Genomic DNA, 14,560 nt, shown 5'->3' with positions numbered 1-14,560 from the left:
TTCCGCCGTCTGAATTGGGCTCCGGCCTTCGCCGGAGCACGTTCCGTCAAGAGGGGAGCCTTTATCGCGCTCATTGTCCGGCCCCCCGCTGGAGCTGACCGATAATCTCGTCACGCGGGCCATCGGCCAGCACCACGCCCTGATCGATCACGATCAGCCGGTCCACAATCCGCAGCAGCGCATGGCGGTGGGTCGACACGATCAGCGTCTGGTCCGGCTCCAGCGCCTTTTCGAGATGGTCGATGAAGAGATTCTCGGTCTGATTGTCCATCGCGCCGGTCGGCTCGTCCAGGAAGAGCAGCTTCGCCGGTTCCACCAGCGCCCGCGCCATGACCAGAAAGCTGCGCTGCCCACCGGAAAGGCGGCTGCCGCGCTCGCCGATATGCAGGTCGAAGCCCGCCGCGTCGCGCCCGAAGAAGCGGGACGCGCCGGAACGCTCCAACGCATCCAGCAGCTTTTCGTCGCTGGCTTCGCGGGCGCCCAGCAGCAGGTTTTCGCGCACCGAACCGCTGAACAATTCGGCGTCCTGCCCGACATAGCGGAAGGCGGAGCGCAGTTCATGCGGATGATATTGGCGGCTGTCGACGTCATCGACGGTCAGCAGGCCCCCGGTGGGCGGATAAAGGCCGCAGATCACCCGGCCCAGCGTCGACTTGCCGGACGCGACCCGGCCGATGATGCCGATGCGCTCGCCCGGCTCGATGCGCAGGTCGATGCCCTTCAGGCTGGGCTGGCTGGCGCCGGGGTAGGCGAATTCCAGACCCTGCGCGACGATGGCGCCCTTGCGGATCTTGGGGATGATGCCCCGCGCCCCGTCCAGCCGTTCGTCGGGCTGATCGATCAGCGTTTGCAGGCTGTCCAGCGTCGTCATCGCCTGCCGCGCCCGCACGATCACGAAGGCAAGCTGCCCGACCGGCGCAAGCGAGCGCCCGGCCAGCATGACGATGGCGATGATCGCGCCCATCGAAATATTGCCTGCCGCGAACATGTAGAAGCCGCCGATGACCAGCGCGATGCTCGTCACCTGCTGGCACAGGGCCGCCAGCGTGACGCTCTTGGAGGAGAGCCTGCGCAGCTTTTCCTGGGTCGCCGCGCTCATCCGGGCGTAACGGCGCCAGCGTTCCAGCATCCGCCCCTCGGCGCGGCAGGCCTTCAGCGTCTCTATGCCGCCTATGGCCTCCACCAGCGCCGCGCTTTGCAGGCTGGAATCCGCCTGCGCGTCACGCGACAGGCGGGCCATCGACCGTTGCAGGAACCAGCCCGCGCTCGCCATGATCCCCATCATGACGACCGGTACGATGGCCAGCCAGCCCCCCAGAAGCGCGATGATCGCGACGAAGAAGAAGAGGAAGGCGATGTCCACCACCAGCACCACGGTGGTCGAGGTGAAGAATTCGCGCACGGATTCGAATTCCGACACCCGCCGCGCCAGCGCCCCGGTACTGCCGGAACGGCTTGCCAGCGGCGTGTTCAGAACCTTTTCGAACAGGCGTTGCGACAGGCGCTCGTCGATTTCGCGACCGGCCTCGTCCACCAGCCTTGAACGGGCGATGCGCAGCGCGAAGTCCAGGCTGAAGGCCAACATGACGCCGACGCCCAGCACCCAGAGGCTGGACGCCGCCTTGTTCGGGATGATCCGGTCATAGACGTTCATCGTGAACAACGGCAGCGCGAAGGCGAGCAGGTTGATGATCGCCGCGGCCAGCATCACATAGCCGAAGCCGCCGCGGGCGCGCCACACTTCGCGCCAGAACCAGTGCTGGCGGGCGCGTTCGTCCCAGGGGCGTTCCTCCGCCCGTTCGCGGCCATGATCGGCCATGACCACCAGCGCCTCGCCGGTGAAATAGCCTTCGAAATCGCTGAGCGGCGCCCAGACGGCTTCGTTCGCATGGGGAAGCTGGACCAGCGCGTCGCCCGCCTTGATGTCCATCAGCAGCAGGAAGCGGCCCCCACGCAGCGGCAGGATGGCGGGCAGGTTGCCTGGCCGCCATTTGTCCAGCCGCCCCCGGACATGATCGCTCAAGAGGCCGATCTGGTCGAGCGCGGATTCCGCCTGATGAAAGGGCAAGCGCCCGGACTCATCGACGGCAAGACCGGCGCGAAGGCTGACGATCCCCGGCGAGCGGTCGAAATGCCGCGCCGCATGGGCGATGCTCTCAACCAGCTCGTCGCCGGGCGTGCCTTGTTGGTCCAGCCATTCGGCCAGACTGAGTGTGCTTCGTTCCAACATTGTTTACCCCGCGCCATCCCGGCTTGCGCCGGGATGACCCCCAATAATGAAACTCAGCCCGGATAGCGCCGCCGCTGCAATTCGGCGGGCGGCAGATCAGGGACGTCATATTTCTTCCGGGCATAGGGATTGGCGCCCGAAGGAGCCGCCAGGCCCAGAGTATCCAGCAGCGTGTTGGTTGCGGCCAGGATTTGATATTGCGCGAAAATCTCCGAGAAACGCGCCGTTTCCGTCCGCACCTGCGTGTTGAAGCGGGTGTTCTGGCTGTCCAGCACATCCAGCAGCGACCGCCGCCCGACATTGAACTGCTCGCGATAGGAGACCAGCAGCCCGTCGGACACCGTGCCCTGCCGCGACAGGTCGGTGACGCGCTTCTTTTCCGTGTCCCAGCGGTTCCAGGCGGTGCGGACATCCTCCTCCGCTTCGCGTAGCCGCTGGCTGAGGCGGAAACGCGCCTGGCTCGACCGGCGGGTCATTTCCTGGACCTTCGCCCGGTTGATGCCGCCATTGTAAAGCTGCCAGCGAACGACCACCCGGCCCTGGATGTCGTTGGTGCTGCCCCGGAAGCCGTCGACATCCTCACCGACGCGGCCGGTGCCTTCCAGGGAGACCGTCGGCCCAAGTTCCGACTTGGCTTCATCCACCACGGCATGGGCCGCCTGGATGTCCGCCTCCGCCTCGCGCACCAGCGGATTGTGGGTGCGGGCGGCGGCGATGGCTTCGTCCAGCGTCGGCGGAACGGCGCTCGTCACCGCATCGGGCATGGTGACCTGATCGATGGTAAGGCCGGTCAGCGTGCGGAAGGCGATGGCCGCATTGGTCATGTCCTGCTCCGCCTCGCTCTTGCGGACGAGGGCAGCTTGCAGCCTTTCCTCGGCCTGCTGCTGGTCGGCGATGCTGATCGATCCCTTGGAAACGCCTTCGCCCAGATCGCCCAGCAGCTTGCGGTGGAAGGCGATATTGTCCTCCGCCGCCGCGACGACCCGCTGCTGGAGCATATAGTCCAGATATTGGCGGGTGACGTTCAGCGCCACGAACTGCGAGCGTTCGCCGACGCGCAGGGCCGCGCCGTCGGTGCGGGCCGCCTGCCGCCGCTTTTCAGCGCTGCGGTAGCCGGAATCCCACACGGTCTGCTCCGCCCGGACGCTGGCTTCCAGCGGCCAGAGCGTCTGGTCGTCCAAGTTGAGCGCGCGGCGGGTAGCGTTTTCCAGGCGGCGGACGCCCGCCGATCCTTCGACGCTGACGCGGGGCAGATAGAGGCCCTTTGCCTGTTCGCGTTCGAATTCGATGGCTTCCTTGTTCTGGATCGCCTGGTTGATCTCCGGATGGCTGTCGATCGCCGCGGCGATCGCGCTCTTGAGATCGGTGGTCTGGGCCCAGCCCGTGCTCACCATGGCCGCCGCGCATAGGGCGATCAGGCTGCCGCATGTCTTGCGCATGATAGTCATGCCTTCCTCCCCTTAATTCGCGCTGGCGGTGATTTCGACCCGACGGTTCATCGGTTCGCGCACACCATCGGCGGTTTCGATCTTCAATTGGGTTTCGCCAAGGCCGGTGACGGTCATGGCGTCGGCGGCGATGCCGCCCTGGCTCATCAGGCTGGCGACATTCTGCGCCCGGCGCAGCGACAGGCCGTCATTATAGCGGTTGCTGCCCGACGTGTCGGTGTAGCCGGTGACGCCGAAGCGCGTCCATCCGCACTGCGCCGCCGTTTGGGTCAGCGTGGAGATGGTGCTGACGCCTTCGGGAAGCGGCGCGTCCATGTTCCAGTCGAAGAAGATTGACACCGCCGGCGCCGTGCAGTCCAGCGCGGGTGGGGCTGAAGCTGGCGGCACCGGCGGCGGTGGCGGCGCCGAAAGGCGGGCCACAAAGTCGTCGCACTTGTTGATGCTGTCCGCATCCTTCGTGCCGGATTTGATGAAACCGATGGCGATGCCGCACTGGTTCTTCGCCTCGACCGCATAGGTCCAGCGGCTGTCCTGCGCAGCGCGCACGCTGGCGTCGCCCACCGCCTTGACGGCAGTGTCGTACCGGCTGGTCAACGCGTCCCGCAATTCGGACTTGCCCAGTTGCAGCAAGGGCGAAGCAGGCGCCGCCCAGGCCGCTGTCGTCAGCATGACGGTCGCCAACCCGGCGGCCGCAGCCTTTCCAACTGCATTTCGCATATTCACTCTCCCCAAATTTCCCCGCGAGAAAATGTCCAGATCGGCGCCAAGCTCAGCCATGGGCGACCGCCATCGCTTCATGCGCGACCATCGCCGCTTCGAAGATGGCGGTGGCCGCCGCCAGATGCCCGCTGTCCACCGCATCGCCCGCGACCGGGTTCAGCAAGGCGGGCATCGCGGCATGTTCTCCACCCGGCAGGGCGGCCAGCAGCGCGTCGATGTTCGGCGCATCATGGGCGCCCAGCGCTTCCTTCACGACATCGGCTGCATTCGCCGCCGAAATCCCAGGCTGCGCCGCCTGGGCCGCCAGCACCGCCGCCGCATTGCCGTCGAAGGCGGGCGGCAGGTCGATGGATTGCGCCAGCAGACCCTGATGACCGCTGAGGTCGGGCTGAGGCGCTTCCGCCGTTTCGGCAGGAGCATGCGCGTCGCCGCCGTCCGAAAGGGTGGCATGTTCCGGCGCGGCTTCCTCACCGGCATGGCCGGTCGGCGTGGGCTGTTCATGAGCCGCCTGATCGTCGTTCGCCGCGAGCGTGGTCGGCGCGCTTTCCTGCGTCGTGGTGGGCTCGTCCGAGACCGTCGCGGCGGATGCGGTTTCCGTGATCGGGGCGGCGGTTTCAGTCGTCGTCGGCGCGGGTTGCTGCTCCGTCATCGTCTCGGCCGCGCCAACCACCGCGACCAGGCTGGCCGCGACCAGGGCCTGGTTGAAGCCGGTAGCGGTGCTTTCCGTCTTGCTCGCGTCGCTTTCCTTGGCCCCCGTCGCGAACATCACGTCGCCGATGACGCCCTTGGTCCCGTCGGTGCGGACGAAGCTCGCCTCGCCCAGTACGCTGACGTCGCCATCGGCGGTGGTGTAGCCATTGCCGTCGGCGGTCAGTTCGATGGCGGCGATTTTCGCGTCGGCGAGCGACTTGAACTCGCCCGCATCGACCGCGCCGTTGCCGTTCGCGTCCTGCCACACGCCGAATTCGGCGAATGCGGCGTCCTTCGCATCGAACACCCCGTCGCCATTGCTGTCATAGGCAAGGCGCAGGCCGTCCAGGTCGCTCTTCGCGCCCGCTGCATCGTCGGCAAAGACGATGTCATAGCCGCCGCCCGTCGCATGGGCGAGCAGCCCGTCGTCGGACGAGACCCAGGCGGTCGCGACTTCGCCCTGGCCGTAATCGTGGGTCACGCCCGCAGACAGGCCGACGAATTCCAGCCCGTCGCCGTCCAGGTCGATGGCGACCGGGGGAACAGCAACCGGGGTCAGCGTGACGCTGACCGAGCTGTTGACGCTGTCGCCGTCGGCGTCCGAAGCGACAATGGCGTGGTTGATAAGGATCGGCGCGCCGCTGTTCAGCGTTTCGACCGAGAAGACGCCAAGGTCGAAGGGATTGTTGACGTGCGGCGATTCCACCAGCACCGCGTCGAAGCCCTTGGAGCCGACAATCTCATATTTGTCGTTCACCTGAAGGCCGCTGATGAAGACGCTGCCGGAGGAGAAGGTCACGCCGAACCCGGCCTGCGTGCCATCGCCGGTGAAGGTGTAGACAAGGCCCATGCTGAAATCGGTCACCGACACCTTGACGATGGGAACGAAGCTTTCGCCCGCCTCCGGCGTCACGGACGAATAGCCCAGATCCTGATCGTTGTCGGCATCGATGGCCGTGACCTTGACCGTCACGGTGTTGCCGGGGCTGCCGCCGACCTGGGCGATAACCTGCTCGAAGCTGATGACGTTCTGGTGATCGGCATAGGCGAAGCCCGTGGCCGTGCCGACGCTGGTGGTCAGCGTCTTCACCAGGTCGATGCGAACCGCCTCGTCCGGATTGACCGAATTATTATCGACGCCGATGGAGTCGCTGTCGGTATTCACCGATCCGCGCGTGCCGGCGGAACTGCGCCCGGAAAGGAGCACGTCGATGGCGTCGGTGGTGTCGACCCCCAGGCCGCGATAGTCGGTATTGCCCGCCTTCGCCGAACTGAAGCTGCTGATCGAAATCTCGCTGCCGTTGGTGATCGTGCCGTAGAGGTCGAACACATATTTGTCCGTCCCCGGCTGGAGCGTGACGGTATAGCCGACATCGCCGTCCGCCGTCCGGGCGGTCAGCACATTGGTGCCGCTGCCGAAGAGGAACAGGTCTTCGCCGTTGAACCGCAGCGTCGCGCCGCTGGTGTCCTTCGCCAGCGCGCCGTCGACGATGTTGAACAGCGCGTTGCCCACGCCGTCGGCCCCGGCCACGGCGGCGAAGTTCAGGTTGAACTGCGTCGCCGGGCTGTCGTTGTTCGCCACCGCTCCGGCGGCGGGCGTGAAGGCGCTGGGCATGTCGTCGTTGAAGACGATCCTGAGCTGGCCGACAGCCGAGGAGGTGGGGTTGGTCGCGGCGTTGTAATCGCTGTCCGTCACCAGGAAATTGATGTCGACCTGCGGCGCATCCGCCTCATTACCGCCCGGCGCATGCAGGACGTTGTCGAGCAATGTCACCGTGTACGCCCCGGTCGTGGGATTGACGACGACCTGGAACAGCGGCGTGCCGCGCCCACCGACCGTGGTGATGGTCGCCGTCAACGTGTTGCTGGCGGCGTTCCAGCTATAGGAAACCGTGTCCGTGCCGACAGTGCCCGTCAGGCCGTTCATGTTGGCGAAGGTCACGCTGCCGCCGCCGTCCGCGCCGAAGGTGAAGGGCAAGGTGCCGCTGTAGCTGGCCTCGCCTGGCCCCGCCGCGCCGCTGTCGCCCACATTGGCGTCCGCATCGCCAAGCGTGCTGAGCGGATTGCCGCCGGTCAGGCCGTCATCGTCCAGCTTGGCGGCGGTATTATCCGCCGTCGGCTTGTTCGCGTCGCCCTGGAAGGTGAATTTCAGCGTCGCGCTGGCCGTGTCGTTGTCGGCGTCGCGCATGACATAGGTGAAGCTGTCGACCGAACCCGACGGGACCGACGCCTTGGGCGTGTAGGTGTAGCTGCCGTTGGAAAAGAGCTGCAACGTACCGAAGGCGCCGACGATCGTCTGGCTGCCGCCCAGCGCGATGGCGTTGCCGCCGACCGACACCACCGCGCCGGGCGTGTCCGCGCCGACCTGGTCGTTCGTCAGCACATTGCCGGTCGATGCCGCCGCCTTTTCGATGGTCGTCACATTGTCGTCGGCGGCGATGGGGCTGTCATCCTCTATCGTGACGGCGATGCTGGTGGCGACCGTGGCGGTGCCGTCGCTGACGTTCACGGGGACCAGGAAGTTCTTCACATCCTCGACATTGATGCCGCTATGGTCGACCGACTGGAGCAGCGTCACCGTATAGGCGCCGCCATTGGTGATGGTGATGGTGATCACCTGCACCGCGCCGACCGAACCGGTCAGCGTCTGCGTGCCGACGCCGGTCCAGGTGACGGGCAGGCCGTCGGCGGTCAGGACCGCGCCCGGATCGCCCAGCGTCATGCCGATGCTGTCGCCGTCGACATCGGTAGCGGTGATCGTGCCGTTATAGACGGTGGCGTTGGTTGTGTCGTTCGGCAGGCCGGGAGCGGTGTCGGCATTGCCGCCGGTCAGCCCCTCTTCCGAAACGACCGCGATGCCGCTGCCGACCTGGGGCGCGTCATTGGTGCCCTGGATGGTGATGGTCAGGGTGGCGGTGGCGGTGTCGCCGTCGCGATCCGTGATCGTGTAGGTGAAGATGTCGCTCAGCGTCTGGCCGTCGTCCAGTTGCTGCACCGCGGCCAGGCCATTGTTCAGCGTATAGGTGTAGCCGCCCGTGGCGTTGAGGACGAGCGTGCCGTAGCTGCCGACCGCATTGCCGCCGACCGTGCCGCCAGTGACCGCCGTCACAGCGCCGCCCGCCGCCGGGCCGTCCGCGCCCAGCGAGTCTACGCCCGCCGGATTGCCGTCGCTGCCCGCGCCGGTCAGCACATTGCCGGTGGCGGTCTGCGTGACGTCTTCCTTGACGATGTCGGTGTCGTTGGCCGCGACCGGCGTGTCGTCATCGACATTGATCGTCAGCGTGCCGGTGGCCGTGTCATTGTCGGCATCCGTCACCCGATAGGCGATGTCGAAGCTGACATTATTCTCGTCGCTGCCAAGCGGATGGACGATGGCGGCATTCTGCACCACCGAATAGGTGCCCGCGACGGGATCGGTCAGCGTGACGGTCAGCACGGTGGTGCCGCCCTGCTTCACCAGCAGCACGGTGCCGTTGCTTTCATAGGTGAAGCCGGACGGCGCGCCGGTACCCAGCAGGGCGATGCCGCCCGGCCCGTCGGCGCGATAGTCATGGCCCAGCGTGCCGGTGGCGTTCAGGCTGTTCGCGTCGTCGCCGGTGCCGTTGGCGTTGCCGCCCAGCGCGTCGTCGTCCAGTTGCACGACCGGATTGGCGCTGACCACCGGCAGGTCGTCGGATACGCTGACCGACACGGTGCCGGTGGCGGTGTCGCCGTCCGTATCCTGCGCGACCACCTGGACGGAGCCAAGCGGGACCAGATCGTCCGCATTGATGCCAGGATGCGTATCGTAATTGTCGTTGAGCGTGGCCGTCACTGTCGCGACATTGCCGACGACCGACAGGTCCAGAGTCACGACCACGCCGCGCTCGTCCGAACCGGTGATCTTGGTGTCGGATACCCGCAGCCAGGTCAGGTCGCCGGTCAGGCTGCCAGTGCTGCCGAAGACGATGGAGGTGATGGCATCCGAACCGGGCGTGAAGGTGATGCTTCCGCTGGTCGAGTCCGGATTGCCCTGCGTTGTGCCGCCCGCCAGATTCTGGTCGTCCAGCGCAAGGGTGATCGGGTCGCCCGCGGTGGGATTCGCGCCGTCCGTGACCGTGATCGGCTGCACGGCGGTCGACTGGTCCCCGTCGCCATCGGTGATGACGTAGGAGAAGCCCGCGCTGACGCCGCTGGCATTATTGAGGTTGGTCGACGGGTTGAAGGTCCACGCGCCTGCCGCCGTGAAGGTGTAAGCGCCAAAGGCCCCGCTGACGTTGGTCGTGCCCACGGCGTTGATCGCCGTCGTGACGCCGCCGATGGTGACGGACGTCAGGGTCGCGCCGTCCGCGCCCGGCGTGTCGTTGGTCAGGACATTGCCGCCGATGTCGGCGCCATCCTCCGCTACGGTCAGGAGAGCATCGTCCGCCGCTGTCGGGACATCATCCACCACGTCGATGGTGATCGTGCCGTTGGCGATATTGCCGGAGCCGTCGACCGCCTGATAGGTGAAAACCTCCGCGCCCGCGAAGGTCAGCGGACCGTCATTGGCCGTCGGGCCGTCCACGGGCGTGGTCAGCGTGTAGGTATAGCTGCCATTGGCGTTCAACTGAATCTGGCCGTGGCTGCCGGTGGCGGAGCTGGTCAGCGTGTAGCTGACCGCGCCCACGACGTTGAGCTGGCCGGTCGCGGTTTCGGTGGTCTGGCCCGGCGCGCTGCCGGTGACGCTGCCCGCCGCGATGTCCGATCCGGTGATGCTGGTATCCAGCGCGGCTTCGAAAACGGTCTTCGTCTGATTGTCCGCCGCCAGCGCGACATTGGCGACGTTGATCGTCAGCGTCGTTGTCGCCAGATCGCCGTCCGCGTCGCGGATCGTGTAGACGAACACGTCCTGCTGATCGGCCGAGATGGCGTTGGGCGTCGCGTCATAGCGATAGCTGCCGTCGGCGAAGAGCGTCAGCGTGCCGTAATCGCCCGCGACCGCAATGCCGACCTGGCCGCTGACGGGCGTGTTCACGTCGCTGCCCTTGGCCACGCCGACCACGCCCGGCGCATAGCCGTCCGCGCCCGGCTGGTCATTGGCGAGCACGCCGTCGGCCGCGACGATCAGCGATCCGCCCTCGTTCACCGAACCGCTGTCGGCCGTCGCGATGGGCGCATCGTCCAGCACAGTCACGTTGATCGTGTCGGCGGGCGAGACGTCGCCGTCGCTGTCGGTCACGCGCACCGCGAAGGCGTCGCCCGCCTTGGGGTCGGCCGCGCCGCTGATGCCGTCGCCGTCGCTGGTGATGGTGTCGGGATGGGTCGGGTCATTGACCGCCAGCGTGTAGCTGTAGCTGTAATGCCCCGCCCCGTCGGACGTCACGGTCAGCGTGCCCGCCGCGCCCGCGACGACCACGGGCGTTCCCGCCGTCGCCCCGGTGACGTTGACCCAGGCGCCGTTCTTGTCCTGCACCTCGACCTTGGTCAGCGTGTCGCCGCCGGTCGCGATGGTCATGGAGCCGGTCGCGGTCTCGCTGTTCCCGGCCTGCTGCGTACCGCCGGGCAGGCCCGCTTCGGACACGGTCATGTCGGTGACGCTGACGGTCGGCGTCGAATCCTGGAGCAGGTTGATCGTCACCGTGGCGGTGGACTTGTCGCCGTCGCCGTCGGTGATCGTGTAGGTGAAGCTGTCGCTGCCCTCCGCGCCCGCATTGGGGGTGTAGAGGAAGACGCCATTGCCCTGATAGACGACGGTGCCCTTGGCCGCGCCGGTTTCCAGCGCCACGCCGCTGGCGAGGTTGACGCCGTCCGCACCTGCCACGTCATTGGCGAAGACGTCGATCGTCACCGCCGCATTTTCGGTGAGCTGGCCCGCGACGTCGTTCACCGCCGTGGGCACGTCGTCGACGACGCGGATGTCCAGGCTGGCGCTGTCTGTCGACCCGTCAGTATCGGTGACGACGACCGCGAAACTGTCCGTCAGGCTACCGTCATTGGTACCCGTGTGCAGCAGCGTGTTGTCGGTGAGGACATAGCTGTAGCTGACGGTCCCGCCGGTCACGTCGCCGTCCGCGCCCACCGTGGGCGTGAAGCCGGTGATGCTGAGCGTGCCATAGGCGTTTGCGATGGTGACGCCGCTGATGAAGCCGCCCGCGCCGAAGATAGGCTGGCCGCCGACCGTGACGGTCGCCACGCCGTCCGGTGCGGACAGGGTGAAGCTGCCCGTCTGGGTCAACGCCGCCGCATTTTCCGAACTGCCCCCCGGCAGGTCGTTTTCGAAGACGGTTTCCTCCGCCCCTTCGCCGTCCAGGCCGTTGATGGTCACGCCATCGTCGCTGCCCTGGATGGTGATGGTGATGGTCGCGCTGGACGGATCGCCGTCGCCGTCGGTCAGCGTGTAGGTGAAGGTCTCGGTCAGGATCTCATTCTTGTCCAGACCCTGGACCACGCCATTTTCATTGTTCAGCGTATAGGCATAGCTGCCGTTCGCCTGGATCACGAGCGATCCATACAGCCCGGCCAGCGGCGCGCCGACGGTTCCGACCGTCCCGCCAAAGGCGATGGCGGAAACCTGCGCGCCGTCGGCGCCCTGCACGTCGGCATTGCCGTCGGTCGCATTGACGTCCTGTCCGCCCGAACCGGCGATGACGTTGCCGTCCGCCACCAGCGGGCCATCCTCGCGAACCGAATCCACGTCCGCGACGGCGGTCGGCTTATCGTCCAGGATGGTGATGGTCAGCGTGTCGGTCGCCGTGTCGCCATCCACGTCGGTGACGGTGACGACGAAGCTGTCGGTCACATCGTCGCCGGTCGTATTGGTGGTCAGCGTATAGCTATAGTCGATCCCGCCTTCGCCGAGGCCGGTGATCGTCAAAATGCCCTTGTCGGTGGTGATTTGCTGGCCGACGCCGGTGATCGGAATATTGTTGATGGTGATCGTCGCCGGGCCGTCCGGCGCGGTGTAGGTGATGGTGCCATCCGTCGTGTCGACGCCGCTGCCCGCATTGGAGCCCATCGGGTCGACCAGACCGGATTCGTCGACGATCGTGCCTTCGCCCACCTTGGGGATGGAGATGATCATGACGTTGCTGTTCGCGATGTCGATCCGCAGCGTGGCGGTGGACAGGTCGCCGTCGCCATCGCGCAGCGTGTAGCTGAAGCTGTCGCTCACCCCGCCCGGCGTGCCCGCCGCGCGGACATAGCTGTAGCTGCCGTCGGCGTTCAGCGTCAGCGTGCCGTACGCGCCCTCGAACGTGCCCGTGGTCGACACGACCGCGCCGTCCGCGCCCTTGACGTCGGCGCCAGCCGCGCCGGAGACGGTGCCCGCCCCAGTGATGACATTGCCGGTTTCCGGACCGTAAGTGCCCGCCGCGACGCCATCGACATCATTGTTGGCGGTCGGCACGTCGTCCACGATCCGCACGTCGACAGAGGCGTTGGCGGCCGACCCGTTGCGGTCGGTCGCGACGACGGCGAAGCTTTGCAGGATGCTGTCCGCACCCGCCGCGCCGTGGTTCAGGCTGTTGTCGGTCAGCACGAAGCTGTAGGTGAAGGTTCCCGCCGTGGGCACGCCGCCCTGGGTGGCGGTCGCGGTGAAGCCGGTGATGGTGAGCGTGCCGACCGGCGTCGTCACCACCTGCCCAACGACGAAGGCGCCGTTCGACAGCACGGACACGCCGCCGACAGTGACGCTCGACAGGCCGTCGGGGCCATTGACGCCGAAGGAGCCGGTCTTGGTCAGCCCCGCCGCGTCGGGCGAGCTGCCGTCGGACAAGTCGTTTTCCAGCAGGACGACTTCGGCGCCCTCTATCCCCGGCGTGCCGTTCAGGCCGGTGATGGTGACGCCATCGTCCGCGCCGTTTATGGTGATGGTCAGCGTCGCCGTGGAGGGGTCGCCATCGGCATCGGTGATCGTGTAGCTGAAGCTGTCGGTCAGCGTCTGGCCAGGCACCAGGAACTGCACCGCCGCATTGCCGTTGGCCAGCGTATAGCTGTAGGCGCCCGACGCCGTCAGCGTCAGCGTGCCATAAGCGCCCTGGAAGCTGCCGGTGGTCGACACGACCGCGCCGTCCGCGCCCTGGATGTCGGCAACGCCGTCCGTCGTGTTCGCATCGCTGCCCCCGCTGCCGGTCAGGACATTGCCGTCGGCGACCAGCGGGCCGTCCTCGGTCACGCTGTCGGCGTCGTTGACGGCGGTCGGAGCGTCATCCGCGATGGTGATGGTCAGGGTGGCGCTCGCCTGGTCGCCATCGCTGTCGGTGACGACGACGGTGAAGACTTCGGCGGGCGGCGCGCCCACCACATTGTCGCTCAGCACATAGCTGTAGCCGATGGCGGACGGCGTGATCGAAGTGATGGTGAGGACGCCGAGCGGCGTCGTGACCGTCTGGCCGACCGTGGCGATCGCAACGCCGTTGATGGTCACGCCCGCCAGCCCGTCCGTGGCGGTGATGGCGATGGTGCCCGTGGTGCGCTCGCTGTCGCCCGCGGCCGCGGAACCGGCAGGCTCATTGCCGCGCGCGGGAAGGCCCGCCTCGCTCACCCCTGCGGTGGCTGCGGTGGCGCCGGCCGGCTGGTTGGGGGTGATGATGGTGACTGCCGGCTCTTCATCATCCTCCGGCGCGATCGGCAGAATTTCCCGCGTTTCGGGCTGGGTGAACAGCAATTCGGTGGGCGGCAGCAGGTCGCCCAGGCCATGGGGATCGCCCACATTGCCATCCGGGCCGATGAAATTGCCGCCGGAGCTGCGCGGCGGACCGGCGGCGGGCTGGGGCTCTTCGCCGATCAGCAGCGCGGCCAGGTTGACCGAAGGAATTTCGACATCGCCCACGACCAGGCGCGGCATGACCACCGCGCCGTCCAGAATCACCATATCGGTGCCGTCGGGCAGATGGACGATCAGATTGCGTCCCGAAACCTCGATCTGGTTGATGTCGGTTCCGGCGGGCAGCATGACGGTGCCGTCGGGATTGGGCGCGACCGTCCGCACGACGTCCGCATGATGCATCTTGCCGGGATGGACCGCCTTGCCCTTCGCCGCCAGGGCGGCCGCTTCCGGATGAAGGGCCTGCTGATGGTCGGCGGTGCCTTTGCTATCCCAATCGCGCTCGAAATCCATTGTCCATCCCACCTGTCGCCATGGGGCATGGAAGGAGCGCGCAAAAGGCCTCGCCCCGAATGCATATGCACGCGGACCTGGTGCCTTCACCGACATTGCGGCAATCAGCGGATCAGCTATTGCCCCTAGTCACGTTCTCCCGCCGGCAGGACCTTTTTTGCCAAGATCGACTGCCGCCCCGGATTAACCATCTGCTTTTGTGTTTTTACTGACCCGATGGCTGATGTTATTCGCCGCCCTGATAAATGAGTCACGCAGAATCAAGTTTTGTTAACCATTTTAACGCGATAGGGCCGAAAAAATAACTTAAGGATTATTACGAAGGATATAGTTTCTGGATTTTCGATATATCCTTGAACCTATGCTCATCTGGCATTTGGTTAACAAACAAGG

Annotated in this window: 4 protein-coding genes; all 4 read right to left on the bottom strand. The window is 66.4% G+C overall.

Translation table 11 applies throughout. The features are described 5' to 3' along the window. Nucleotides 1–70 precede the first annotated feature (70 nt). From BV95_RS07265 to BV95_RS07250, 4 genes are read right to left on the bottom strand one after another with little or no spacing between them, the layout of a single operon-like run. Nucleotides 71–2,230 (bottom strand): type I secretion system permease/ATPase, encoded by a 2,160-nt coding sequence (locus tag BV95_RS07265; protein WP_037449389.1) that lies wholly within the window; start codon nucleotides 2,228–2,230, stop codon nucleotides 71–73. A gap of 53 nt (nucleotides 2,231–2,283) precedes the next feature. Continuing rightward, nucleotides 2,284–3,678: a TolC family protein gene (locus BV95_RS07260; RefSeq protein WP_037449386.1), complete on the bottom strand. Its 1,395-nt coding sequence runs from the start codon at nucleotides 3,676–3,678 to the stop codon at nucleotides 2,284–2,286. A gap of 12 nt (nucleotides 3,679–3,690) precedes the next feature. Beyond that, a complete protein-coding gene (locus BV95_RS07255) occupies nucleotides 3,691–4,395 on the bottom strand; it encodes an OmpA family protein (RefSeq protein ID WP_174544443.1) in 705 nt (234 codons plus the stop codon). A 52-nt stretch (nucleotides 4,396–4,447) separates the two neighbouring features. Further along, complete coding sequence (locus BV95_RS07250) at nucleotides 4,448–14,167, bottom strand: Ig-like domain-containing protein (protein ID WP_051749649.1); 9,720 nt, start codon at nucleotides 14,165–14,167, stop codon at nucleotides 4,448–4,450. Nucleotides 14,168–14,560: the final 393 nt, after the last annotated feature.

It is taken from the genome of Sphingobium chlorophenolicum (assembly GCF_000722875.1).
GTDB classification, from domain to species: Bacteria; Pseudomonadota; Alphaproteobacteria; order Sphingomonadales; family Sphingomonadaceae; genus Sphingobium; species Sphingobium chlorophenolicum.
This window is presented reverse-complemented; position numbering and strand designations above follow the sequence as displayed.